This window comes from Paenibacillus vulneris (assembly GCF_039543185.1).
GTDB classification, from domain to species: Bacteria; Bacillota; Bacilli; order Paenibacillales; family NBRC-103111; genus Paenibacillus_S; species Paenibacillus_S vulneris.
Genome location: NZ_BAABJG010000018.1, coordinates 1 through 26000 on the forward strand (window position 1 = coordinate 1; position 26000 = coordinate 26000).

The following is a 26000-nucleotide window of genomic DNA, read 5'->3' on the forward strand; positions in this document are numbered from 1 at the left end:
ACATTAACGCGGTGTCGTGATAAAAAAATGAGCATAAAGAATGGCTGTCGAGACTTTTTCGACAGCCTGACGGCAGAGCTAGGCTCTGCCGTTCCTTTATGTATACCCGCCGATTATTGCACCGACGCTTTTTTCTTCTTGTCGGCATGCTTTTGCGCCGCCAATTCCTTGTGCTTCGCTTTGATGGCTTGTCCAAGCTCCTTTGCCGTCTTACCGGCAGGGTCGATTCCAAGCTTTCCTGCTTCATGCTGCAGCTTCTCTAGCAGCGCTTGACGCTTTTGCTCCCTGTTTTGCTTTTGTTTCTCGTGGATTTCCGCCGACAGCTCCTTGGCCGATTTTTGCCCCGGCTCAATTCCAAGCTTGGCCGCTTCCTCCTGGAGCTTCTTTAACCGCTCCTCCTGCTTCTGCTTTGCCAGCTCGGCAGCTTTTTGCTTGATTAGCTCCTGTACTTCCTTGTCCGTCTTGCCCTCCGTGCTGATACCAAGCTTCTCCGCCTTGGCTGCAATCAGCTGCTTCCACTCTTCTGCCGAAAGCTTTTTCTTCGTATGAGCGCTCTTTTGGACACTGTCTGCTGAAGGCTGTACAGCCTGTGTCTCCGCCGATTCAGCCGCACTCGCCAATCCGCAGCTCAGCAGTAAGCTCCCTGCAATACTGATCGCCGCTATTTTTCTCATGAACATTGTTATTCCCTCCGCCTGCTTCTAATTGGATGAAATCCAGGTGACGGGACCATTGTAACGAGAAATTATGACATATTTATGAAGAAGAGCGGATCATTCAGCCGGCATACGGCAAAATTAACGTATGCTCCCCGCAGCCGAGACCATTCCTTCTCTAACCAGCTGCAGCATCGCCTCTTTTCTATCCGGAGGGCAGGCTATGATACAAGGCTCCGGCTTCATGCCATGGAACGGTTGACCGTCAAAGTCCATGACAAGCCCGCCTGCTTCGCGAACCAGCAGCAGCCCGGAATACAAATCGTCCCCCTCCGATTGATACAGGACAACGCCGTCGATTTGACCGCGTGCCAGCATCGCCCACTGCAGGGTAGGCGCCCAGAGCCGCAGCATTCGTTTCGTATGGGACTCTATATGTCCCCTTAAACGGAGGGCAGGCTCATCCCGCTGCACCTGATGGCCTTGAATCCAGCCGACGGTCAGCCGTTTGGGCTCCGGCTTCCATGGCATTCGAAGCTCTTCTGCATTGCAGGTCGCTCCCGATCCCTGCTTGGCAATGTAGACCTTATCCTGCATCGTGTCATATATAACTCCAAGCACCGGTACGGATCGATGAATCAATGTAATAGACACGCCAAACAAAGGCAGTCCTATGGCGAAATTATTCGTACCGTCCAGCGGATCGACCATCCAGAGCCAATCTCCTTCGCTCCCGGACAAACCCGCTTCTTCGCTATGTATTTGATGATCCGGGAATACGGTTCTAATGCTGTGCAAAATAATTTGTTCCGCCAATAAGTCGGCTTCCGTCAGCAAATCCCCGTTATCGTCCTTCTCCTCGACCGTAAAGCCCTGCTGGAAAAGGTTTCTTGCGACCGCTCCCGCCGCTTTCGCGGCTTGAACCGCAATCTCCTCCGCTAGTGTAATAACAGACTCCATTCACAACCGTCCTCCCTCCGGATTAGCATGCTTTCTTGTCTAGACTCGTCCCCACTCGGCATGGGAATCTCTGGGATCCGACATCTCCTTCAGCGAAATACGCGCACCGAGCGAGCTAAATAACCCGATGGCGTCCTCATAGCCTCGTTCAATGTGCTCGATGCCGGTAATGTTCGTGCTTCCTTCCGCAGCCAATCCCGCTAAGATGAGGCAGGTTCCGGCACGTACATCCGTGGCATGCACCCAATCCCCCTTCAATGGGACGCCGCCTCGAATATAGGCGCTTTCCTTACGGATCGACACGTCCGCGCCCATTCGTTTCAGCTGCATAATATGATTAAATCGTTGAGTGAACACTCTTTCCGTAATGATGCTTTTTCCTGGCGCCTGCGTCAGCAAAGCGGTCAATGGCTGCTGAAGATCGGTTGCAAACGCTGGATACATGCCGGTCCTCACGCGCGTGGCGCGCAGCCGCCCGTAGGAATGGGCCGTTACGCTTTGGTCCCTGATCTCAAGCTCCATTCCGATTTCCTTCAGCTTGGAAAGACAAGCCCCCATATGCTCGGGGATTACATTGTTCACGGTTATGCTTCCGCCCCGCATCCCTGCCGCCATCAGAAACGAGCCTGCAATGAGACGATCCGGGATAACCGAATATTTTCCTCCGCCCAAATAAGGCACACCTTCGATGCGGATCTGATCTGTGCCTGCTCCGACAATTCTCGCTCCCAGCTGGTTCAGGAAATTGGCGGTATCGACGACCTCCGGATCCATTGCCGCATTGAACAGACGGGTGCGGCCTTCGGCGCGAACCGCCGCCAGCATGCAATTAATCGTAGCCCCGGAGGTGATCATATCGAAATAAATGTCGGCCCCATGAAGCTTCTTCGCTTCCACGACATAATGATCATCATAAGTCGTAATATGCGCCCCCATGGCTCTCAGTCCCTTGAGATGCTGATCGATCGGCCTGGAGACAAAATCATCGCCGCCAGGGAAGCCTACCGTCACCTTGCCGAACTTGGCCAGGAGCGACCCTACAAAATAATACGATGCCCGATATGCGGATGATTTGCCGGGATCGATAAAGGCGCTGTGAATAAAACGGGGATCGATATGCATCTCTCCGTTGGACTGACGCTCAATCTTGAGGCCGATATCCTTGCCGATTTGGCGAATGGTCTTAAAGTCATTGTTATTGGGTATCCCCTCAAGCACGACTGCGGCATCCGCCAAGCAGGTTGCGGCGAGTAAAGCCTGAGAGCTGTTCTTGGAGCCTTGAATCGTTACCGAGCCATGAAGCGGTCCCGACGTTTGCACTTGAATATATCTCACAGTCGTTCCTTCTTTCCTTATACGATGCTCGCGGATAGCAGGCAGAGGATTGCGGATCAATCCTTCTCCAGAACATAGCCGCTTCCGCGGACGGCACTGATGGTAAAAGTGTCTTTTCCGTATTTTTTGCGAATCCGGTAGATCAAAGCATTCAATTCATCCATGCTGACATCCGGAACGCCGTCGGCGCCGGACGTCCTCTCCGGCCATACCGTCTTCTTGATTTCGTCGAACGGGACGAGCTGATTGGCCCGGTCATAGAGCAGCTTGATTAGGCCGTATTCTTTCTCCGACATGACGATGCGCTGTCCTTCCACCGTACATTCCCGCTTCTCCCAGTTGATCGAAAAGCCCAGCTCCTGAAAGTTAAATTGCTGAGTATAGCTAATGGGCTCGAACTCTAACGTTTGATCGGCGAACAAGTAGGAGAAGTGAATGACAACCATCCCTTTGGCAAGCTTGATAATATCGAAGGATTGCAGGGGATGCGGGGTATGGGGCTCAATACGCACTCCGTTGACTTCTGTGCCGTGCCTGCTGCCCATATCGTACAGAACCGCTTTCTCCCCTTCCTTACGAATCATCAAATGCTTACGTGAAATAAAGGCAGTAGAAAAAGAGAGGTCCGGAACCTCATCATTGGACGCACGGCCGACAACCCATTCATCCGCGCTTAAGTTGATGCAGGTTCCTGCCCGGTGGGGCTCCCCCCGGATAATATAAAGACAAGCGTAAGTGTCCAGCTTGATTCCCTCCGATGCCATGCTGTCAATCTAGCAATACTTGATAATGTCTATTATTATTCGATGATACCCATTATAGTAGGGAGCTTCATAGGGAACCATCGAAGTACCCGCAATGATGCGTACTATGTCATTGTACCTTATTTTCAATTCTTATGGTAATCCTCGCATACTGACAAATCCCTTATGTTTTGCTGATATGTTAGATTTACCAGAAAGCAAACAGAAAGATGGGTCCCTCCTCAAAGTCGGGCGATTCTGTTTTGTAGACTCCGGTTTTTGCGGGGGGACACGAAATTTATGAAGCACTATAAGGGTTCTAAAAAAGCCCCATAACTCCCGCTGATAACGGAAGCCTGGGGCTACATTGACTGTTTGCTTAAATAGAACACTCTATTAGGAAATAACTGTTAATCCGATTAGATCCCAAACCGGCTTCAGCTTATGCTATGGATGTGGGTGCCCCAAAGGGCGATTGGTATCCGCTGATTGCGCTCAGAATGCGGACCGTCTCTTCATCGCTCATGGAACCGTAACGCTCGACCGCATCGACAATTTTAGGGAATAAGTGGATGTCTCCGGCGCTGGCGAAGCCGGCAACCCCTTGGAACGACAATACAAAATGGACACAGGCATCGATAATTTCCTGGCGGTCGAACGGCTCGTACCACGTTGCATAATTGCGCTCCTGCTGTTCGCCCCAAGGCCCCTTCGCAATAGCCTTGATCACCCTCACCGCTGTGTTCTGCCTTCCGGCCTCCTCCAGCAGTGCATCAAACGCCGTGCGGTACTCCGGAAGGGAATACAGATAATAATTTAACGGCAGCAGCACCGTATCGAATGGAAATCGGTTAAGCGCCTCCAGATGGGTTGACGGAGCCAAATGCCCATGGCCTGTAATGCCGATAGCCCTCACGACACCTTCCTCCTTGGCCTCAAGCAGCGCTTCCAGCGCACCACCCTTCGCTGTGCACTTATTCAGCTCCTCGATCGTTCCAACCGCATGCAGCTGCAGCAAATCGAGATGATCGGTTTGGAGCCGTTCCAGGGAACGATAAATTTGTGCTTTCGCTTGTTCTTTCTTTCGTTCCCCGGTTTTGGTCGCCAGAAAAATATCGCTGCGGATTTTGGGCATCCACGGCCCCATTCTAAGCTCCGCATCACCGTAGCTGGCAGCGGTATCAAAATGGTTGATACTGTGCTGCAAAGCGAACGAGATCGATTCATCTGCTTCACCCTGCGTCACATTGCCCAAGCTTGCTGCCCCAAACATCACGACGGAGCTCTGGTGTCCCAATCGGCCGACTTGACGAGTCAACATATCTTTAAGCCTCCTCTTCATTAATTTTATTTCCTTGATCACTAACCTTTATCTAGGATCGCTGAGCGCCTAATGCATTTCGCATACTAAGAATATATTTCGCCGTATCGAGCGGATTGACTCCCCGGCGCGGTCTTGTGATCTCCGTACCCGCCGGACATTCTCTATAGCCGTCAAAGCGTGTCGTGAAGGTTCCCCTGCCGCCTGTTAACGTACTTAGCTTAACAGGAAAATCAAGCGATGTAGCTGCCGGAATCGTGCCTTCTACCGTAAACCGCTCGCCATGAATGACCGGATAGTCGAATACGGCACGCATCAGTACGAGCTCGTGCATAATTTTGCCGTTCGCTTCCTCCGGTGCGGTAATTCGAAAATGCAGATACGGCTCCATCAGGGTTGTCCCCGTGTTAGCCAAACCATCCATGATCCCCATCGGGGCCGCTAGTACGAAATCAAGCGGATGCGTATGCCAGACGTGATGTTCTCCATCGACCAGCGTCACTTTCAGATCGGTTACCTCCCACCCCCGAAGTCCCTGCTGCAGCGCTTCCGGAACTCTCCGGGCCACCTCGTTCTGGTAGCCGGGCAGCAGCCTCTCCGGCTTCACCATCGACCGGTACGCAAGCCCGCTTCCTCTCGGTCCAGGCTCGATGTGAAACTTCAATATAGCCCAGCAAGGCTTAGGCATGGTATAAGCGACGAAGCCGAAGCCGGAGCGCGACGGCGTTTCCTTGTATATGATGGTCGGCTGTCCGAAAGCCGCCTGCAAACCGAATCGGGTCTGCAAGGCATGAGTCAGCACCTCCAGCTGGATCGGGCCCATAATTTTGATATGCAGCTCCCGTTCCTCCTGATGCCATTGCAGGTCCAGCAGCGGGTCCTCGTCGGAAAGCTCCTGCAAAGCAGCTACAAGCTGAGGATAGTCCGATAATTGAACAGGACTTACCTGCACCGTCAGCAGCGGCGTAGTGAGCCTGTGGGCCGGAGGAACAGCGCCGGGATCCCCAATGACATCCCCGATCCGGACACGGCTTAGCCCGCATACGCCCGCAATGTCCCCGGCTTCGAGAATCCCTACATCCTCATGATGCCCTGCATGAACTTTGCGGATTTGGGTTACCTTCTCGTCCATCTCTTGGGTCGTATTGCGAACAACGTCCCGATTTTGAATACGTCCCCCGTACAAACGGACCATCGCAATTTTTCCCATCGCCTTATCCCGTTCCAGACGGAATACGACTCCCGAGAGCGGATTCTCCGGTTTCCCCGCAGGCGGGGGCAAGTAGTCGACAATGGCATTCATCAGCTCCCGTATGCCTAACCCTTTGCTGGCCGCACCGAACAGAACCGGATAAACAACCGCTTGGCGGGTAAGACCGGTTAATCGCTCGAATAATACCGATTCCGGCACCGCTTCTCCGCTAATATAGGAATGCAGCAGCGACTCGTCGTGTTCGGCCAATCGCTCCAGCACGCCTTCAAAAAGCTCCTGCATCGCCTTCCTTCGATGAGGCTCTTCGGTTTCTAGACCTTCCTTCAGTCCCCGTACGCCATGAAAGGACTCCTCGACTCCATCGTACAGCTGTACGGGAATAAGATCCGGCGATAAATATTGGTTCATTTCTTTCAAGACGCGTTGTGCGTCGGCGCCAATTCGATCCATTTTATTGATCAGGATTATCGTCGGGATTCGCAGCGTGCGAAGCGCATTCCACAGCGTTTCCGTATGGGCTTGAACGCCCTCGACCGCCGAAACGATAAGAATGGCACCGTCCAGCACCCGCAGCGACCGCTCCACCTCCGATGAAAAATCGACGTGTCCCGGAGTATCGATCAAATTCACCGTGCATCCGTTCCATTGAAATACGGTGGTCGCTGCACGAACGGATATGCCCCGTTCCCGTTCCACATCCAGCCAGTCGGTTTGAGCCGTTCCGGCGTCTACCCTGCCAAGGGAACGAATCCGTCCGCTCTCGAACAGCATATGTTCGGTCGTTGTTGTCTTCCCGGCGTCGACGTGAGCAACAATGCCGATATTTCTAATGCCAATTGAATTAGGTAAGCTCATGCTGCCGCTTCTTTAAGCGGTTCACCTCATCTTTCTTCGCTTCGGTCTGTAGCCGGAGGAGGAGCCACGGACAACGCTGATATCTCCTCCCGCCATTCCTGTGTCATCGGGATATTCAGTGCTGCCAGCGACGGCTCCAGCTGCTCCACATTCCGCGCTCCGATGATGGGAGCCGTAACGGCGGGATGGCTCATAACCCATGCTACAGCCAACGACGCCGGATGCACGTCATGCTCCAGCGCATAATCCGTAAACTTATCGGCAATAGCATAATAAACTTCATCCCGGTAACGCTCGGTATAATTTTTCTGATCGACCAAGCGCCCTTGGGCGGGCTTCCTGTCCTTCCCGTATTTTCCTGTCAGCAATCCCCCGCCAAGAGGGCTGTATGAAATGACGCCGATTTGCTCCGAAGCGGCCAATGGCAGAATTTCAACCTCCGCCTGGCGCTTGGCCAGGTTATACATCGGCTGGATGCATTCGAACCGGGCAAGCCCCTCTTTCGCTGAAATCCCCTGTGCCTTCGCTATCTGCCAGGCCGCCCAGTTGCTGACAGCGGGATATAGGATTTTCCCCTGCCTTTGAAGGTCGTCCAGCGCCCGCAGCGTCTCCTCCATCGGGGTCTTGGGATCAAAGTGATGAACAAAATATAAATCGAGCCGGTCCGTACCAAGCCGCTTCAAGCTTTGCTCCACCGCAAGCATAATATGACGGCGAGACAGTCCTTTGGCATTCACATCCTGTCCCATCGCGAAGTTCACTTTGGACGTCAGCACAATCTCATCACGGCAATCTGCGATGCATCTTCCCAATATTTCTTCCGATAGCCCCCGGTTATACACGTTGGCCGTATCGAAGAAATTAATGCCTGCTTCTCTGCAGCGGCGAAACATGGCCCTGGACTCTTCTTCATCCGCCGGACCCCCGAATGACATCGTACCGAAGCAAAGGCTGGATACTTGAATTCCTGTTTTTCCTAATGTCCGATATTCCATTCTTCCTACCTCCTGGTTATTTGATCATTGCTCAATCTCACTCTGATGCCCTCTCATTTGCGGCGAGCCAGGCATCAGCTGCATAAATTCGATCCGGTTTCCGTCCGGGTCTCTTGCCCAGCATTGGTAGTTCGTATCCTTCCCTTGCTTGGGCTCAACGTCCAAAGGGATCCCGTGCTTTTTTAAATGACCGGCAATCACATCAATATTCTCTACTTCCAAACAAAGATGATTAAATCCAATAGGCCGATGAACGGGCTCCGGCTTGTTCAAGCCGCCGTAAAACAGCTCAAGAAACTGCCCCTCACACACCCGCAAGTAAACGATCCAAGGCTTGTCCTCTGCATCATGCAGCTCAAAGGCTTTGGCAAAGCCAAGCACATCGCAATAAAAATGAAGCGATTTCACCATATCCTCCACCGTAAGCGCCAAATGTCCGATCCGTTTGATTAGCATCCTTACTACCTCCCGTTATCTGAATCCGTCTCCTGCAGGTGTTGTATGAAACTATGGCTGCCTCTTATCATCATATAAAATATTTCGAAGAAATATAAGGACTGACGATGACTTCATTTAGTTACTTCAAGGTAAGGATGCCTGGCGCTATCTGCTTGCTTCCTCCGCAGCAGGTTAAAACAAAAAACCCGGTCATTGACCGGGCTGCTTCACTTATCGTTTCCCTTTTATCGGGTATGCCGTTTTTCGGCCTCTTCTCGGCCTGACGCTTGCTGTTGAAGCCTTCGCGCCGCCGAATGAGCTGATCAATTTAAAAATCGGGCCCATTTGTTGAAACAGCTTGAACATTTGCTGCGCCTTGGTCATCATCGATATGATGCCGTCAATGCCTCCAAAGCCGCTCAAAAAAGATCCTAAGCCTCTTGTATTTCCGGCTTCTGCGGCAGCCGTTTCCTGGGCTGCAGGCAGGGCGCCGGCAGCTCCGCCTCCTCCATCAAAAAAGCCGTTGATGCCTGCTGATCTTGAAGACATAATGTCACTGTCGGTAAACGTATCTCTAGATATGCTGTTTCTTGCTGGTCTGGTCCTCGATGATGGTGCTTTGCGAGGGCTCGCCGTTCTCTTCGGTCCGCGGGCCGACGTCCTTGCCGAAGGTTTGGAGGCATGCATAGATGGCCTCGTCGTTCTGGACACCATGGTCTTTTTCATACGAATCCCTTTCCTTTGCAGTATCCTCATTTTGTACGGGAGTGGAATGCCGCCTGATACTCTCCCACTTGGTTCTGTACTGTACACTATGCGGTAATGGCCGCGATAGCTTGGGTACATGAACCGCCTGCCGATAATTGTGTGTCTGTCCATCGAATGAGGAAGGAGCAATAACTGTTCTGCATCTCCTTGTCAAAGCCTTAACGCTTGAGCAAGGGCGGGGAACTGGATATGGAAGGATTCGCTTGAAATACCTCTTGTTCAAAGGTACATGCTCCCTGAGGTCAAAAAAAGATAACCGGAATTCCGGCGATCTCTCAATGTCTCTCCAGAGGATAGAAGCCGCTAGCTCTGCGAAGGAACGGTAACCCAGCCCTGGTAGATAGAATAATAGAACATGAATGTGGAGATGGCTCCCAAAACCAGCATAAGGAAGCCGAGCTTTGTTCTTTTCTGGAAAAACAACACGACCGCACCGCTAAAAAAGGACCCCATAATTAAAATAAACAAGATGAACAATACTATCATTCCTGCGAATCTCCTTTTTCGAACCGTTTCTCATTTCTTGCATCAACCCTACTTTACCATTTTTTTCGCTAAAAGCCAAAAAAGCCAGGATACATAAGCTTTCCCTGCATCCTAGACTCGGTTATCCTGAATAAGCTTAAACAGTCCGGAACGCTGCTCCGAACGGTTCTCCTCCACATGCAGGCCCCACAGCTGGTTATTGAAGACTCTCAGCCATGCTTACCAGCTGCTTGTCGTCAATATCTCTTCCCGAGATACTGGTATAGGTATCTCCTTCCAGCCAATCGAGCCGGGAATAATTGTCCTTCGTTTTGACGAGAAGCGCCTTGCTGCCTCTTAAAAAGATCTCCTCCATGCTCTCGGGCAGCGTAACGCCTGTAGACAGCGCACTGCGGGGAGCCAGCTTATTGTACAAAACCCTCAGCAAATAGTTCTCTTCATTGGTATATACCAAAACAATGTTCCTGGATTTGGTTTCCTGCCCGCTCAAGAATACCAAAGCCTCTTCAAAACGGTAGCCATCCGGCAATATCTGCGGAATCCCCAGCTGAAAATCCGCATACTGCCGCGCCTCCTCAGCTGTCACCTTCAAAGGCTGTAGAATGCCGCTAACGGGCTGCGTTAGCTCCGATCCATCCGATTCTTTATTCGGCGGTGCAGCGACTTTGGCTGATTTTTGCGCCGGAGTCGTCGTACCAAACGCAAAGCCGCCAATGATCAAAATGACCGCAAACGAGCATACGGACAGCATCAGCCTGAAACGTCTGCGGCGCAGCACCTTCCTTTGGAGAACAGGTGCTATATCGTTCCATGCCTCCATCAGCTGTTCCGCTTGAACTCCGGCATCAGACTTACAGCCAGCAGCCGTTTGATGCTTCAAGACCGCTCCTTCAATCATTCGCATTAAATGCTCTTTGATCTGAATTTCATTCTTGTCTGCAAACCGTCTTGACGCCGCCTGCAGAAAGACCGCCTTGACGACAAGCCTCGCGTTCGTCTCGTTCAGCCCCAAGAGCAGACCCGATGCAGCAGCCAGTCGGACATACTCCTCGAACAAAGCGTACTGGACGGAAGACTTGAGAGCAGTGATATCCTCCTTAAATAACAGCAGCCATCCCGTATTCATAAGACCTCCCCAAAGCTTATTCGCTCAAATTCATGCCATCGATAATCCGGTTCAGCACGCCTGCCTCGAGCGCGCCCTTAACAATGACATTGATTTCCCCAACATTAAGCTCCAGCTCATTGACAGCTGCAGCGGGTTTTGTTAATTCCCGTTTGCCGTCCGGCAAATCCGCATGATCACTATAGGAGCGTTTACGGACCAGGATCGAGAGCTGCTCAGGCACGTTCTCCTTAACATAGACCAGCTTGGCAGCGCTGGCCTTGGGCTGGCCGATGGTTATATGGATCGTGACCTCTTGTAATGTATAGCCATCGGGAATATATTTCGGCTCAGGCAGCGCGAACTGCGTCCTGGCGGCCGCTTCCTCCATCGTCACCTTTTCCCGCCGAAAGGCGTTTTCTTCCGGCAAATCCCGATTATCCTTCACTGGTTGAACAGGAAGCTCGTCATCTGGCGGCGGAGGAGCCGTCTTGGCTCCGGCTGTTGATTGGTCCGTACTAGCCACGTTCAGGCTCACCGAGCCGCCTTTTACTTTATAGACCATCTCAAACATCGGACGAAATGCTTCCGTAGGCTGCAGGGATTGAAATAAAAAGGTGCCCAAACCTAAAGATGCAGCGGCAAGCCCGCTCCATTTGGCTGCGCGAAGAAATCGGACCCTCTGCCGTTCCTTGCGAAGCTTGGAGCGAATTCGCTGCCACGAGGAATCGGCGTCAGGCACAGCAATCTCGTCAAGCTCACTCCTGCGGACAGCTTCTTCAAACATACGATCAAATTCAGCCTCAAAATCGGATCTGTTCAAGGCTCGTTCACCTTCCAATCACGCTGCAGTTTTTTCTTGATAGCTTCCCTGGAGCGGTGCAGCGTTTGACGGATCTTCTCCTCCGTGACGCCTAACCGATCCGCCATTTCCTTGTAGGATAAACATTCGGTCCAACGCATTTGGATCACCTGACGATAAATCGGCTTTAGCTGATGAATATAATAAATGATAGCCTCCTCGAGCAGCTTGGCCTCCACTTCGGATTCGGTAGAGAAAGCCGGATGATGCGGCAGAGGAACGGCATTTTCAATATAGACGTCATCAGAAAGAAGTTCGTCACGCCTTTTTTTATTTTTTCTTAAATAACTTATGGTTGCGTTGCGGGCAACAGCCCGAATCCAGGCGTGAAGCCGGACTTCTTCAATATCATGGGGGCTTTTTCGAATAATGGTCAAAAAGGTATCCTGAATAATATCTTCCGTAGTCGGATGATCCTTCACAATATAGAGGATTAACGGGTAGACGAGCCTGTAAAACTCTTTATATACTTGCTCCTGCAGCATCGGGTCAATAGACCTGATATCGCCGGTCAATAGCAACAATATCGATTTTGACATGATTCCTCCGAAATAAGTACGGTTTACAATTCTGCTCCATCATATAATGCATCGATGGTGAATTGCAGTACTTTTTCAAACTTTTTCCATATCCGAAATCGATCCGTTCACAATTCGGACAAAATTTTCCATATTACCAACTCAATGAAAATTCCACTTTTATGTATAATCATGCACGACTCCCTGCAAAAAAGGCTGCCGAGATGATCTCAACAGCCTGATACAGCAGGAACAACACACTTCCTAACATGGAGCTATGCTTGAACGGCTTGCCGCAAAGAGATTTTGCCTTAGGAGAACAAAGACGCCTCCGCGTGCACCTTTCATTTTATTCCCCTGTTTCATCAAACCATTTGGCGTAAGCGCCGTAGCCTTCCTTCTCCAGCTGATCCTTCGGTATAAACCGAAGCGCGGCGGAATTGATGCAGTAGCGCAGTCCCCCCGCTTCCTTCGGCCCATCCGTAAATACGTGGCCCAAATGGGAGTCGGCCTCCCGGCTCCGAACTTCGGTACGAATCATAAAATGGCTGTAGTCCTGCTTTTCCTTAACGTTAGCTGATATCAGCGGTTTGGTAAAGCTCGGCCAGCCGCAGCCGGAATCGAACTTATCCCTGGAGCTGAACAGAGGCTCTCCCGATACGATATCTACATAAATTCCTTCTTCGTGATGGTCCCAGAACTCGTTTTGAAACGGGGGCTCGGTGGCGTTGTTTTGTGTGACCTCGTATTGCAGCGGGGTCAATTGGCCTTTGCGCTCCTCTTTATCCCGGGTCGTGTTCCAATGCTGTTCGATAAAAGCATCCCGCCCCGAGCCTTTTCTGTACATTTTGTAGCGAAGCGGATTTTTCACATAGTAATCCTGATGATATTCCTCCGCCTCGTAAAATTCAGTGGCAGGCACAATCTCCGTCACAACCGGACGATCAAACCGGCCGCTCTGTTCGAGTGCAGCCTTCGATGCTTCCGCCTTCTGCCGCTGCTCCTCGGTATGGTAGAAAATGGCTGTACGGTAAGACGGCCCTCTATCATGGAACTGGCCGCCGGTATCGGTCGGATCGATCTGGCGCCAGAACGTATCCAGCAGCTTTTCATATGGAAATATTCGCGGGTCAAACGTAATTTGAACCGCTTCAGCATGCCCTGTCGTCTCGGAGCATACCTCCTGGTAGGTCGGGTTCGGTTTATGTCCCCCCGTATACCCTGACACAACCTTCACGATGCCCGGCAGCTGGTCGAAAGGGGTGACCATGCACCAGAAGCATCCTCCCGCAAATGTAGCCAATTCCAGCCCGCTTTCCTGATTTGTATTGGTTTCCACAGCTACTCACTCCTCTGTCTTAGGTACTTATCCATATACATACCATCATACCAAGAATTCGGCAAGCAACCAAATAAAATGCCGGCGCCTTTTACAAAGGTGCAGGATCAGCTTCCTGACGGTCCAAATGAAGACGGATCAGCATTCCTGCTTGGACAAGTCCGGCCCCAAACCCGTATAAAAGGGCGTTGTCCCCATTATGCACCCTGCCTTCTCTGAGTCCCAAATCCAGCGCAAGCGGGATAGTAGCTGCCGATGTATTGCCGAAATGCACCAGACTGTACAACGCTTTCTCCATAGGAATACCGCTCCGTTCGCAGAGAGGCTCTATCATTCTCAGGTTCGCGCTGTGAGGGATGAACCAATCGACCTGTTCCAAATCCATATGCGCCTTCCGGAGCACTTCCTTCATTCCATCCGGCACCGTCCTTACAACCCATTTGAATACTTCCCTGCCGTTCTGAACTAGCAGCTGCTTATCGATTAATTCAATCCCGTTCCACTGGTTAGCAATCCGGGTTTGATAAATATGTGTGCCGCCGCTGCCGTCCGTAGACAAATGGGCAGACAGGAAGCTGGACGGAAGGTCTCCATCCTCCCGTTCCACGAGCACGGCACCTGCACCGTCCCCGAACAATACGCATGTCGTCCGGTCTGTGTAATCCGTAATTTTAGTCAGCGTCTCCGCTCCTATGACCAATATTTTGCGATGCAATCCCGATGCGATCAGTCCGTTCGCCATATGTAGACCGTAGACGAATCCGGCGCAGGCGGCACTAACATCGATAGCCCCAGTGGAAGCCGAAATGCCAAGACGGTCCTGCAAAATCGAAGCGGTGCTCGGAAAAGGAAAATCGGGAGTGCTGGTAGCCACGATAATAAAATCGACGTCGGATACGGACTTTCCGTACCGGTGCATCATATCTTTTACGGCAGCCTCGCACAAATCGCTTGTATATTGTTTGGGTTCACTGATTCTTCGCTCACGGATGCCTGTACGCTGAACGATCCATTCATCGCTGGTCTCCACCATGCCCTCCAAATCGTGATTCGTCAATCGTTTTTCAGGCACGTAGGTGCCAATTGCGGTTATTCTGGCTTTTTGGATTTCCACAGCCCATCATCCTTTTTATTATCAAGTATTAGTACCTAGTACTAATTTAAATATAACCTCCGCCACCTAATGTGTCAATGGACAATAACTTATGGAATGAAGCGGTAACCCGAGGAGCAAATTAAGGAAGATTCAAGTTCAATTGATTTTATAAGGAGGGGACATCTATTGAGATGGTTGGGTCTGATTGCCATCGTGTGGTTCGGAATATCCGGTCTCCTGCCTGCAGCGGATGCGTCACCGGAAACTCCCGTAAAAGCGGCGTTTATTCGAGGCGGCAATCTATGGGTAAAGGAAGGGGATACCGAGAAGCAGCTGACAAGAGACGGCGGGGCCTCCCATCCGAGATGGTCTTATAACGGGCAATGGATCGCCTATATGAAGGCATCCGGAGAACAAAACAACGAAATATGGCTCTATCACATCAACACCGGTCGTCATGAGCAAGCTTATGGAGGCCGCGGAAGCAACCTCCAGTGGTCGCCAACTTCTAATATTCTGGCCTTTCAGGATGAACTGATTTTGAATATTACCGACGCCGAGAAGGTAACCGGCAATCGCTTCGACAATGTTGCACTTGGGGTCAATAATTACTCTTGGCTGCCGGATGGAACAGGCTTCCTGGCTTCTTCTACCGCGGCTCGTCTGCCGGACGGCTGGACCCGGCCTATTCTGTACAAAATACCGGTCGACGCCAAGCTCGACGAAAAGAAGATCAAGCCCTTTTTCACCATCCCTTCTCAACTGACCCAAGGGAACGTCACGGTGCTCTCTATCGGCACAACCCTCTTCAAGTGGTCCTACGATCGGAAATGGATTGCTTTCGTCGTTCATCCTACGGCTTCGTGGTCGGCGGACAGCGACATGCTCTGCCTGCTTTCTTCCAATGGCAAAATATTTCTTCCCCTCGATGAAATGCTGGCGAATACCGGCTGGTTTCAGTGGGCTCCCGTCAAAACACGGCTGGCCTATATTCAAGGCGGAGGAAGAATGGCATTGGAGAATAAGCATTTGAAAATCAAGGTGCTCCCTGCCTTGCACTCTCCGACGTTAACACCTGAAGGCTTTGCCGACGGCAATTTTGCATGGCTGAATGAGGATACGATAGTGGTATCCCGTGCTACAGAGAGCAAATGGTCGACCGATCCTGCGGCACGTCCGGTCCCCGTCCTGGTTCGTTTAATGCTTCAGAGCGCCGTGCAGCGTCCTATTACCGCGCCTCCTGCCGGGTTCGGAGACTATTCGCCTGCCTATATTCCTGCAGCGAACAAGCTCGGATGGGTCCGTTCTGACCGTAACCTGGCATCCGTCATGCTGGGACAGCCGGACGGGTCTGGGGCAATTACATGGATCAGCTCCATTGATCTAGGCTCCAACTATTACGAGCAATGGGACTGGAGTGAGGTTCTAAGCTGGTACATAGCCGGTTTTCAAAACTAATTAGGTGACTGCTACCCCTGCCTTTCAAGTGAAATATGGATGACGGCCGTGGAATCTGAGGTATTGATGTAGGAATGGCTGTAATCGCCGCGAAAGCGAATGGAGTCGTACAGCCCCATCTCATAAGACGTATCGCATACATTGATCCGGACCGAGCCCGACATGACGGTCGCTGTCTCAATGAGACCGGCCGGATGGTACTCGGAGGAATAGGAGCTGTCAGGCTGCAAAAATACACGGTAGCTGTCGGCTAATCCATTCGAGGAACGAGTAAAAATCGGCTCCACCCGAAAAGGGCCGTCTGTAAAATGAATGCCTTCCCCCGAGCGTGACAGTTGAACGAATGTCTCATTCTCGAATAAAGAGGACATGGGAATGGATAATCCGTCGGCAATACGCCAAATGACAGCCAAGCTCGGATTCGTCTCCCCCCGCTCTATCTTCCCCAGTGTCAGTTTGCTGACGCCGGTGAGATCCGCAAGATCATCGAGGCTCAGCTTCCGCTCCTTGCGCATGTGCCTAAGCTGATGTCCAATTCTCCGCACCATCTCCATCATGTCCTGCTCCGTATCTTTCGGTAAATCCAATCCAGTCCACCTCACAAAAAATAAATTATAGTTTACTTTTCTGTAATATAAGTATATTATAGTTTACTGTCAGAAGCAATCGTGATGCAGACCTAGGAGACCATTTTTCTTTCGCTGCAGACTTATATTTTCTTAAGAAGGAGTCTTAATCATGAGCAATAATGCATCGTCCTCTTCCTTACAAGCCCAGGCAACTGGAACAGCTCGCAGCGGCAGCCTGCTGCTTATGCTCGGCGTCGTGCTGATAGCTTCGAATTTACGCGCATCCATCACGGTCGTAGGCCCTCTCACTTCGACCATTCGAGCGGAGACCGGCTTATCGAATGTGCTGGCCAGCTTACTGACGGCATTCCCGCTGCTCGCATTTGCCCTGCTGTCGCCATTGGCACCCGGAATAGCCAGGAGGATCGGAACGGAGAAAACTTTATTCGCAAGCCTTATCGCACTGACCTTAGGGATCCTGCTGCGCTCCGTTCCGGGCGTCGCCCCACTATTTATCGGCACAGCCGTCATGGGCGCGGGTATCGCAGTAGGCAATGTTCTGCTTCCCAGCCTCATTAAACGTGATTTTCCAGGCAAAGTCGGACTGCTGACCGGACTCTACTCCATGTCCATGAGCACTTGGGCCGCCCTGGCTTCGGGTATCAGCGTTCCTATTTCCAGCGGGCTCGGTCTTGGCTGGCGAGGGTCGCTCGGCTGCTGGGCGGTACTTTCCATAGCGGGACTTATCGTTTGGCTGCCGCAGCTTCGTTCCGCGCAGTCCAAGAGCACGGTGGCAGCCGCACAGACTGCTTCCATCAGCTTGTGGCGTTCTCGCCTCGCTTGGCAGGTAACTCTGTTCATGGGGCTGCAGTCTCTGGCATTTTATGTAACGATCGCTTGGCTGCCTGCCATCCTGCATGACAGAGGGATGAGCCCGACCACGGCTGGCTGGATGTTATCCCTGATGCAAGCTGTGAGCTTGCCGTTCTCCTTTATCATGCCGACGTTAGCCGGCAGAAGGGCCAGTCAACGCGGATTGGTAGCCTTCAGCGCCTGCTCCGCTTTACTGGGCTATGCCGGACTGCTGCTCACAAGCTCTCCATCCATTGCTCCTCTCTGGATCGTTCTGATCGGAATCGGGCAGGGAGGCAGCATCAGCTTGGCGCTTGCCTTCTTCGCGCTCAGGTCGGCAACTCCTGCTCAAGCTGCCGTGCTCTCGGGGATGGCCCAATCTTTGGGTTATCTGCTGGCCGCAGTAGGGCCGATCTTGATCGGTTGGCTGCATGACTTGACCGGCGCTTGGTCCGCTCCGCTGCTCGTGCTTATCATCGCAACCGCACTGTACTTGATGTTCGGGATTGGGGCCGGCCGCAATATCCAGATTGGCTCCTCCGCTAAACGATAATTTTATGGAATGAAAAAAGACATCGCCCTCAAACTCCAAAGCGATGTCTTTTTTACATTCCATTTATGCGAAGAAGGTTTCCAATTGCTTCACCAGCTGCTGCTTTTCGTTATCAACAACGGTCTGGTACTGTGTTTTATCGAACAGCCCTTGGATTTCCAGTGGGAACGTCTGTTCGATATGAACCAGCTCGATGGACTCGTTGAATTTGGCCGGATGAGCGGTAGCGAATACGACACACACTTCGTCGTCGCCGCTGCAAGCTTCGTATGCGGAGACACCGCAGGCCGTATGCGGATCGAACAAGTAGCTGTATTGCTTGTAATACTTTTCGATAACCTGAAGACAATCTTTGCCTTGAACCCCTTTGGATTCAAAATCAGCTTGAACCTTTAGAAGCTCCTCGCCGGCTATCTCAATTTTGCCTTCGGAACGGAACTGGTTCATAAGAGAAGCTACCTTTTCCGAATTTTTCCCGGTCAAGTAGTACAAATACCGTTCGAAATTGCTGGCAATTTGAATATCCATGGAAGGGCTGTAGGTGCTGTGGAATTCTCCAGGCATATACACGCCTTCTTTAACGAAACGCTCCAGGATATTATTCTCATTGGTAGCCAAGATTAGCTTGCCAACCGGAAGACCCATTTGCTTCGCCAAGTAACCCGAGAAAATATTCCCGAAGTTGCCTGTAGGCACGCTGAAGTTGACCTTGCCTACCGGTTTGGTTTTGGAAATCTGGAAATAAGCATAGAAGTAGTACACGGTTTGCGCCAATATCCGCACAAAGTTGATGGAATTGATGGCACGCAAATGATATTTATGCTTGAAATCCACATCGGCGAACAGCTCTTTAATGAACTGCTGACAATCGTCGAAGTTGCCTTTGACCGATAAGTTCAGCACATTTTCATCCTGTACCGTCGTCATCTGAAGCTCTTGAACCTTGCTTACCTTTTGATGAGGGTGGAGAATGCAAATCCGGATTCCTTCTTTGCCCCGAACGCCCTGAATGGCTGCCGCTCCGGTATCCCCTGAGGTTGCACCGAGAATATTAATGATTTCATTTCTTTTGGTCGCTACATAAGAATACAGATTGCCCATGAACTGAAGCGCGACGTCTTTGAATGCAAAGGTCGGCCCATGGAACAGCTCCAGCACATACAGCGAATCATTGATTGGTTTCAGAGGCGTTACGTTCTCATCCCTGAAGGTAGAGTAGCTGTCATAGATCAGCTTTCTCAGATCCTCATAAGGAATTTCGTCATTTGTAAAATAAGAGAATATTTCAAGCATCAGATCCTGGTAGGACAGGCTTTCCCATTCCTTCAGCTTCTGCTCCGAGATCACCGGAATTTCACTGGGAATGACCAGACCGCCGTCGTTGGCAAGCCCCATCAGGAAGGCGTCGATGAATCCACATTTCTCTACTTTTCCTCGCGTGCTAATATAGTCCATACTAATCCCCTTCGCGTACGAAAATTCACTTCATTATACCAAAAAGTCGGCTTATTATGAACAAGAAAAGCGTTAAAGTGCGAAATGTTTACAAATTCGGCTGTTTATCGACTTTTTTCGTCAACTCTGGTAACGAAAAACATTACAAAAATAGGCCCTAATCGTGGTATGCTTGTACCAGGGGGTGAAAGAATGAATTATATCGTGATAGACCTCGAATTTAACGGAAGAAAGCATTACGATATTTATCCCATGGAAATCATCGAGATTGGAGCCGTCAAGCTGAATGAGCGGCTGGAGGTCATCGATACATTTCAAAGCTATATTAATCCTAATTTCTATATTAATAGATTTGCCCTGCAATTTTGCGGAATTTCCAAAGAAACGCTGCACCGGAGCAAACGCTTTGCCGAAGTGGTACAAGCCTTCCGGAAATTCTGCGGCGAGGAGTATACGATGCTGGCTTGGGGCGGAGGCGACTTTTTCCACCTGTTCCTGGATTGCAAGGTGAATCAGCTGAGTGATGAATGGCTCGTCAACCTGCTGGATGTGACCGCCTATTTCGAAGGCGGCCTGCAGCAAGCGCTGGCAGACCATCATCTCGAACCAATCGGGCAGCATCACTCGGCATTGGATGATGCGTTAAATACGGCCCAGCTGCTTCAATTGAAGCCTGAGGTGGTTGCTTCTACCGATTATTTTGTCCCTAATCAATTTAAGCTATGTACCGGGGGCATTAAAAAATGGATCACTCTATCGTTGGATAATGCGTTGGAAAAAGAGCAGACGTTAACCTGGAATCAGTTCATCAAGGATGAAAAGACCCGCAAATATGTGGAAGTGATGAAGCTGAGCGCTGAGGAAATCGAGATGGTGAAAGAGCTGTTCACCAAATTTTTCCACGCCAAATACGGCAGAAAAGCCAGAAAGCAGCAGCTCGCCTAAGCTCAAACAGGCTCTTTACGACAAAAACCGTCCTTATCAAGGACGGTTTTGCCGTTTATGGACACTTATTTACGATCCTGATCCGGATCGCCGGGGCTGCACACCCCATCGCTGCAAGCCTGGCCAGATTCACCTTGAATCATTTGAAGCGGCTGCTCTTCTTCCCATACCTGCTGCAGTACTTGAAGGAACGTCTCGCTTGGCTGAGCGCCCGACACGCCGTATTTGCGGTTAATGACGTAGAACGGCACCCCGTTCACTCCCAATCGGCGAGCCTCCTCTTCGTCCGCCCGCACTTCGTCGGAATATTGGTTGCTAGCCAGCATGGCTGCCGCTTCTTCCCGGGAAAGTCCGGCCTGACCCGCAATTTCAATTAATGTCTCATGCTCGCCTACATGAAGCGAATCGGTGAAGTATGCTTTAAATAGCAGCTCTGCTGCCTCTTTACCTTTGCCGTGCTCCGCGGCGAATTGGATTAGACGATGGGCGTCAAACGTATTCGTCAAGATCATGGTGTCGAATGCAAAGTCGAGACCCACTGCCTTGGCTTGTTTTCCTACATCCGCATTCATTCCCTTGGCCTGTTCCACGCTCATTCCGTATTTGGAAGCCAGCATCTCATGGACGTTCTGGCTGGAATGCCTTGGCGAGCTCGGATCAAGCTCGAAGCTGCGATAGACGATCTCCACTTCCTCTTTATGGGCAAACTGCTCCAGCCCGGCTTCAAACCGTCTTTTACCGATATAACAGAACGGACACATGATGTCCGACCAAACTTCCACTTTCATCCCGATTACCTCCCCAATTTGCTTTAACGAGTCACAGCTTATTATATAGCTTTCCTCCCCCGTCTACAATGAACGGGCAAAAGCAGGTCCGAGCCGGGTACGGTTCGTCATTCGTAAAATACATAGCACAATCAAAATTTCTCCGGTTAGTCCAAGCGATTGCGCCAAAGCCCCGATAGATCCGCTCCAGCCCGGAACAAGCTTAACTAGAACGTATAGGGTGACCAGCGTCACGATAACGTTAAACGCCTGCGACCATACCATGATTCGGGTCTGCCCCCTAAGCATCACGATGCCATGACAGTAGTCCAGCCACGGAAATACCAGATTCATAATCATAAAAAAACGGAGAGCTCTCAAGCTTTCGTTCATTAACGGGCTTCCCGCCTGCAGCCCCAGTCCATGCTCCATGAACCAGGGGCCGATTGACGTATACGCAAGCATGGATAACAGCCCAGCGGGCAGCAGACTCATCAGCAGGGCGAAGCGGAATACCTGCCTGGCGCTCACATGGTAAAAGTTCAGAACGATCTGATGCATATACGAAAAGAAGCTCTGCATCAAATGCGCCAGATTCAACGCGATGGCAAAGGAAGCAATAGCGAGCTCCATATTCCACGTCTGGCCAAGAAACGCATTGATAGACGGATCAATGATCACCGCCAGGAAGGAGGAATACATTAAGGGCCGATAAAACCGGAATATAGGGCGCTTGCTTGTGATCGGATGTCCCTCGAGCTTTTCCGGAATCGAATGCTTCAGCAGAGACCGGCCTTCGATAACGCTAATAATACATTCTATCGCCATCCCGATGAGAAAAATAAGCGCACCTACGGCTCCGCTCGTCACCCTGTCAAAGGCTACAAAATAAGCCGCCACAAGGAACATCCCTGCCAACCGGATAGCCATCCCGATCGTGAGCCATTTGGTCCGCAGGTTGTATATAATGATGCCATGGTACAAGCATCGGATACCGGAAAATAGAATGACGAAAATGAGCAGCTTGAATACGCTCATAATTTCGGGAAGCTGTTCGCTGCTTGCCCCGAAACCATGCAGAAAGACCCAATCTCCAAGCGGAGTATAACTGATGGCCAAACCGATCACGAAGCTGCACAGCAATAGATACATCGCGATATGCGACATTGCTCGAAACGATACCCGGTCACGCACCAAAGCGGAACAAGTCTGTCTCAGCAAAACCGCAGGCCTTTCAATGACGTCCATCAGGCTCATGGCTATGCTGTAGCTGGCAATCATAAGCTCCGGATGATCGGCTCTGGCCAAGGTTCCGTTAATAATGATATGGGAGATCATGACCAGACTGGCCGAGGCACCCAGCGGAATGAAGAAGGCCAGCAGCTTTCTATAGGATAATCGTTGTTCTTCTAATTCATCCGGATGCGTCGTTGCATTGCGGCTGTCCATGTATCGAGGTCCTCCATCGTTTAGTCGCTTCCTGTGCCTCTCCATCATACGTATTCCATGCCGTCTAACCATATCCTTCCTTTTATCCAATGAATAAGCTCCGCAATGCAAAAAAAGCCCGGCATATCGCGTGGATATACCGGACTTGTCGAGATTCGCCTGCCGCTTAGGAGAAATTGAAATACTCTTTGGCGTTGTTATAACAAATATTTTGAACGATGGTGCCGAGCAGCTCAAGGTCGTTAGGAGCCTCTCCGTTCTCGACCCATTCGCCGATCAAATTACATACGATTCTTCTGAAGTACTCATGTCTTGTGTAGGACAGGAAGCTTCTGGAATCCGTCAGCATACCAACAAAGCGGCTGAACAAGCCCAGGTTCGATAGAGCTTTCATTTGCTCGATCATGCCGTCCTTAGTATCAAGGAACCACCAAGCGGAGCCCAACTGAATTTTGCCTGGAACGCCTCCACCCTGGAAGCTGCCCATAATCGTGCCCAGCACGTAATGGTCTTTAGGGTTCAAGGAGTACAGAATCGTCTTAGGCAATGCATCTTCGGTATCCAATGCGTCAAGCAGCTTGGCAAGAGGATATGCAAGAGAGCTGTCGTTGATGGAGTCGTAACCGGTATCCGGACCGAGATTGCCGAACATACGGCTGTTGTTGTTGCGTGCAGCGTTAATATGGAACTGCATAGCCCAGCCCAATTCCGCGTACAGCTTGCCCATAAAGACAAGAGTATACGTTTTGTACTGCTTTTCTTCCTCAAGGCTTACCGCTTCGCCCTTCAAAGCTTTGGCAAAAATCGCAGCCGCCTGCTCTTTCGTTGTTTCAGCGTAAGCAACATAATCCAACGCATGGTCAGACACGCGGCCGCCGACTGAATGGAAGAAACGAATTCTTGATTCCAGCGCCGCCAGCAATTGATCGTAGTTGTCGATTGCTTGACCGGCAACTTGCCCCAGCTTCTCTACCCATGGCAGGAAGGTTGCGCGGTTGATTTCAAGTCCTTTATCCGGACGGAATGAAGGAAGCACCAAGACGTCGAAATCTTTGATGTCTTTGATTTTAATGTGGTATTCCAAGGAATCCGTAGGATCGTCTGTCGTACATACGACTTTGACGTTCGATTTCTTGATGAAATCTCTAGCGCCGAAGCCTTCGCCGGTCAGTTGAGCGTTTACTTTTTCCCAAATGGCAGGGGCATTCTTCTCGTTAAGCAGATCATAAATGCCAAAATAGCGCTGCAGCTCCAAGTGGGACCAGTGATAAAGCGGGTTGCCGATCGTTTGCGGAACGGTTTTGGCCCATGCAAGGAAACGGTCATAATCGGAAGCGCCTTCGCCGCCGGTAACGAATTTCTCTTCCACTCCATTGGATCTCATTGCTCTCCATTTGTAATGGTCTCCGTACAGCCAAGCTTCCGTAATGTTTTTGAATGTTTTGTTCTCGTAAATTTCTTGCGGGCTCAAATGGCAGTGGTAGTCGATAATCGGCATATCCTTAGCGAAATCATGATATAAACGTACTGCCGTTTCGTTAGACAACAAAAAGTTCTCGTCGAGAAATTGCTTCATACAGGAATCATCCCTTCTCCCATGATTGTTAATTATGACCAAGCCGAAACGTGCTGTAAGCACCTTTCGGCCCGGATGATATATTACTTGCCCAACAGATCCAAATGCTTGCCGATATGAGAAATCAGCGATTGCTCGAATGCTTCCTCTTGGTCGCTCAACGTGCTGTAGAACTCGTCTTTAAACAACGATTTGCCTTCCGCATCCTTCGCTTGAAGCAGAATACCATAAGTGATATGGATCACTTGACGGGCATTGTTCTCGTTCATGTACGTATCGGCCAGATCCGCGTCAGCCACTTGGTCCAATGGAACGATTTTGCTCAGATCGGTCGTTACATGGTAATAAGCTGTCGCTTCTTCAAAGTGCTCCAAGGCATATTGATGCATTCTGCGGTACAAGCCTGGGTTAACTTTCGCTACCGTTCTAACAGCCTCCAGCCAGTTGGTTCCCGCTGTTTTCACATGGAAACGACCTTTGGTGTATTTTCCGATAATCGGGAATACGCTGAACTTGTCACTGCCGGAGTGGATACTGAGCTTGTACCCAAAATCGTCAGCAATACCTGCATGGATGATCAGTTCTTTCTCGAATTGCGCGATGTCGCCGATGTAGTCGATCCCTTTTTGGAACTCACCGATGAAACGAGGCGCCATGCTGTAGATCGTCAAGCCGCGGGCATACAATTCTTTGGCTACCAGGAAGTGAGACTCGGGAGCCGTAGGAGTTGCCGTTTCGTCGATCGAGATTTCGAAGTCGATTTCGCGGGCAGCTGTTTTGATATATTTGTTGAAAATATGCTCCATGAAGTCGATAGCAGGTCCGTAGATGAGCACGTTTTTGATCAATGTTTCTTTGTCAAACGTGATGGAAGTTCCAGCTACTTCGAAGGTTTGGTTCAGGTAGCGGGACTCGTAATGCTTGCGGATTTCTTCGGACAAAGCATTGTATTTAGCTGCTTGATCTGCCGCGGAGGAACCTTCGATAGAGTTATCGATGTACTCGGAGCAGTCCAGAGTCAGCATAGTGAAGCCAAGGCCAAGCGCCAATTCAATGTCGGCCTCTACCTTCAAGTGGTCGCCGTCGGCGCCGAAGCCGTCTTTGTAGCCTTCCTGGAATGCAGCGAAGCAAGCAGCATCAACAACTTGCTTATAATCGCGGCCCGTCAGGTTCAGCTCACGGATACTTTGCTGCGCCAAGATAGGGCGAACATTTCTGCCGCGTACGGTTTTGATATGACCAGGAGAAGCGATGCCAAGACGGTCGCCAAGACCGATCGTCGCCACTTGCGTACCGAATGCGCGAGGCACGGTATAATCAAAATATTTATTAATAACCAGACGGTTTTCATGTGTTAACGGGCAGGCTTTAATACCGCCTTCTACAGTTCCTTGAAGCTCGTCGAACAATGGACCCTCGCCGACAGCCAAAATCAATTTGGTCTGACCATCCTTCACCATAACCAGCTTCACGTTTCCGGACTCAGACAATGAATGCGGATACACTTTGATGCCATTAGCGTCGATTTGGTTCACGTTACCCTCTTTTACTGCTTGGGCGATCGCCTGAAACTTGCTCATGAATAAAGCCTCCTTGAATAATAAGATAATTCGATCATAGCGCAAAATCATACCACTTTCTTCGCCTATTTTGTCTAATTTAGATAAACCTATGCGCATCTTGCTA

General features: G+C 50.7%; 24 protein-coding genes. 3 read left to right on the plus strand and 21 right to left on the minus strand.

What is annotated here, in order from left to right; genetic code table 11:
• Positions 1 to 113: 113 nt before the first annotated feature.
• From ABEA66_RS17695 to ABEA66_RS17765, 15 genes are all read right to left on the minus strand, one after another.
• Positions 114 to 680 carry a hypothetical protein gene (locus tag ABEA66_RS17695; RefSeq protein ID WP_345589428.1) on the minus strand — a complete coding sequence of 189 codons (567 nt, stop codon included), beginning with the start codon at positions 678 to 680 and terminating at the stop codon, positions 114 to 116.
• Positions 681 to 797: 117 nt separating this feature from the next.
• Complete coding sequence (locus ABEA66_RS17700) at positions 798 to 1616, minus strand: inositol monophosphatase family protein (RefSeq protein WP_345589430.1); 819 nt, start codon at positions 1614 to 1616, stop codon at positions 798 to 800.
• A 39-nt stretch (positions 1617 to 1655) separates the two neighbouring features.
• On the minus strand, positions 1656 to 2951 hold the full coding sequence (gene murA / locus ABEA66_RS17705) for a UDP-N-acetylglucosamine 1-carboxyvinyltransferase (RefSeq protein WP_345589432.1): 1296 nt from the start codon (positions 2949 to 2951) through the stop codon (positions 1656 to 1658).
• A gap of 56 nt (positions 2952 to 3007) precedes the next feature.
• The gene (locus tag ABEA66_RS17710; RefSeq protein WP_225948177.1) at positions 3008 to 3715 is read right to left on the minus strand and encodes an FHA domain-containing protein; all 708 of its coding nucleotides are present in this window, start codon (positions 3713 to 3715) and stop codon (positions 3008 to 3010) included.
• 421 nt (positions 3716 to 4136) lie between these two features.
• Positions 4137 to 5015: an aldo/keto reductase gene (locus tag ABEA66_RS17715; protein ID WP_345589435.1), complete on the minus strand. Its 879-nt coding sequence runs from the start codon at positions 5013 to 5015 to the stop codon at positions 4137 to 4139.
• Between the two features lie 52 nt (positions 5016 to 5067).
• On the minus strand, positions 5068 to 7083 hold the full coding sequence (locus ABEA66_RS17720) for a GTP-binding protein (RefSeq protein WP_345589437.1): 2016 nt from the start codon (positions 7081 to 7083) through the stop codon (positions 5068 to 5070).
• A 26-nt stretch (positions 7084 to 7109) separates the two neighbouring features.
• Positions 7110 to 8078, minus strand: coding sequence for an aldo/keto reductase (locus tag ABEA66_RS17725; protein WP_345589439.1), 969 nt, complete (start codon positions 8076 to 8078; stop codon positions 7110 to 7112).
• Positions 8079 to 8102: 24 nt separating this feature from the next.
• Positions 8103 to 8534, minus strand: coding sequence for a VOC family protein (locus tag ABEA66_RS17730; protein WP_345589441.1), 432 nt, complete (start codon positions 8532 to 8534; stop codon positions 8103 to 8105).
• Between the two features lie 213 nt (positions 8535 to 8747).
• The gene (locus ABEA66_RS17735; RefSeq protein ID WP_345589442.1) at positions 8748 to 9242 is read right to left on the minus strand and encodes a hypothetical protein; all 495 of its coding nucleotides are present in this window, start codon (positions 9240 to 9242) and stop codon (positions 8748 to 8750) included.
• 345 nt (positions 9243 to 9587) lie between these two features.
• A complete protein-coding gene (locus tag ABEA66_RS17740; RefSeq protein WP_345589443.1) occupies positions 9588 to 9770 on the minus strand; it encodes a hypothetical protein in 183 nt (60 codons plus the stop codon).
• A gap of 196 nt (positions 9771 to 9966) precedes the next feature.
• On the minus strand, positions 9967 to 10896 hold the full coding sequence (locus ABEA66_RS17745) for a DUF4367 domain-containing protein (protein ID WP_345589444.1): 930 nt from the start codon (positions 10894 to 10896) through the stop codon (positions 9967 to 9969).
• 16 nt (positions 10897 to 10912) lie between these two features.
• Positions 10913 to 11698, minus strand: coding sequence for a hypothetical protein (locus tag ABEA66_RS17750; RefSeq protein ID WP_192702787.1), 786 nt, complete (start codon positions 11696 to 11698; stop codon positions 10913 to 10915).
• Positions 11695 to 12276, minus strand: coding sequence for an RNA polymerase sigma factor (locus ABEA66_RS17755; protein WP_345589446.1), 582 nt, complete (start codon positions 12274 to 12276; stop codon positions 11695 to 11697). The genes ABEA66_RS17750 and ABEA66_RS17755 overlap by 4 nt, the downstream gene beginning before the upstream one ends.
• Before the next feature lie 328 nt (positions 12277 to 12604).
• Positions 12605 to 13594: a peptide-methionine (S)-S-oxide reductase MsrA gene (gene msrA / locus ABEA66_RS17760; protein WP_345589448.1), complete on the minus strand. Its 990-nt coding sequence runs from the start codon at positions 13592 to 13594 to the stop codon at positions 12605 to 12607.
• A gap of 91 nt (positions 13595 to 13685) precedes the next feature.
• The gene (locus tag ABEA66_RS17765) at positions 13686 to 14708 is read right to left on the minus strand and encodes a ketoacyl-ACP synthase III (protein ID WP_345589450.1); all 1023 of its coding nucleotides are present in this window, start codon (positions 14706 to 14708) and stop codon (positions 13686 to 13688) included.
• 168 nt (positions 14709 to 14876) lie between these two features.
• On the opposite strand from ABEA66_RS17765, the gene ABEA66_RS17770 reads away from it, so the two are divergent.
• Positions 14877 to 16148, plus strand: coding sequence for a translocation protein TolB (locus ABEA66_RS17770; protein WP_345589452.1), 1272 nt, complete (start codon positions 14877 to 14879; stop codon positions 16146 to 16148).
• Between the two features lie 11 nt (positions 16149 to 16159).
• On the opposite strand, the gene ABEA66_RS17775 is transcribed toward ABEA66_RS17770, so the two are convergent.
• Positions 16160 to 16735 (minus strand): helix-turn-helix domain-containing protein, encoded by a 576-nt coding sequence (locus ABEA66_RS17775; protein ID WP_345589454.1) that lies wholly within the window; start codon positions 16733 to 16735, stop codon positions 16160 to 16162.
• Between the two features lie 151 nt (positions 16736 to 16886).
• Here ABEA66_RS17775 and ABEA66_RS17780 point away from each other — a divergent pair, with 151 nt between their 5' ends.
• The gene (locus tag ABEA66_RS17780; protein ID WP_345589456.1) at positions 16887 to 18122 is read left to right on the plus strand and encodes a CynX/NimT family MFS transporter; all 1236 of its coding nucleotides are present in this window, start codon (positions 16887 to 16889) and stop codon (positions 18120 to 18122) included.
• A 63-nt stretch (positions 18123 to 18185) separates the two neighbouring features.
• Here the strand turns inward: ABEA66_RS17780 and thrC are convergent, their stop codons facing one another.
• Positions 18186 to 19577, minus strand: a complete 1392-nt coding sequence (gene thrC, locus ABEA66_RS17785; RefSeq protein WP_345589458.1) for a threonine synthase — start codon at positions 19575 to 19577, stop codon at positions 18186 to 18188.
• 192 nt (positions 19578 to 19769) lie between these two features.
• Between thrC and ABEA66_RS17790 the strand changes: the two genes are divergently transcribed.
• A complete protein-coding gene (locus ABEA66_RS17790) occupies positions 19770 to 20522 on the plus strand; it encodes a 3'-5' exonuclease (RefSeq protein ID WP_179135969.1) in 753 nt (250 codons plus the stop codon).
• Between the two features lie 65 nt (positions 20523 to 20587).
• On the opposite strand, the gene ABEA66_RS17795 is transcribed toward ABEA66_RS17790, so the two are convergent.
• The 4 genes from ABEA66_RS17795 to ABEA66_RS17810 form a co-directional block, all read right to left on the minus strand.
• On the minus strand, positions 20588 to 21310 hold the full coding sequence (locus ABEA66_RS17795) for a DsbA family oxidoreductase (RefSeq protein WP_345589461.1): 723 nt from the start codon (positions 21308 to 21310) through the stop codon (positions 20588 to 20590).
• A 63-nt stretch (positions 21311 to 21373) separates the two neighbouring features.
• A complete protein-coding gene (locus tag ABEA66_RS17800; protein ID WP_345589463.1) occupies positions 21374 to 22738 on the minus strand; it encodes a multi antimicrobial extrusion protein MatE in 1365 nt (454 codons plus the stop codon).
• 166 nt (positions 22739 to 22904) lie between these two features.
• The gene (gene uxaC / locus ABEA66_RS17805) at positions 22905 to 24314 is read right to left on the minus strand and encodes a glucuronate isomerase (RefSeq protein WP_079910116.1); all 1410 of its coding nucleotides are present in this window, start codon (positions 24312 to 24314) and stop codon (positions 22905 to 22907) included.
• 83 nt (positions 24315 to 24397) lie between these two features.
• Positions 24398 to 25894 carry a tagaturonate epimerase family protein gene (locus ABEA66_RS17810; protein WP_079910115.1) on the minus strand — a complete coding sequence of 499 codons (1497 nt, stop codon included), beginning with the start codon at positions 25892 to 25894 and terminating at the stop codon, positions 24398 to 24400.
• Positions 25895 to 26000: the final 106 nt, after the last annotated feature.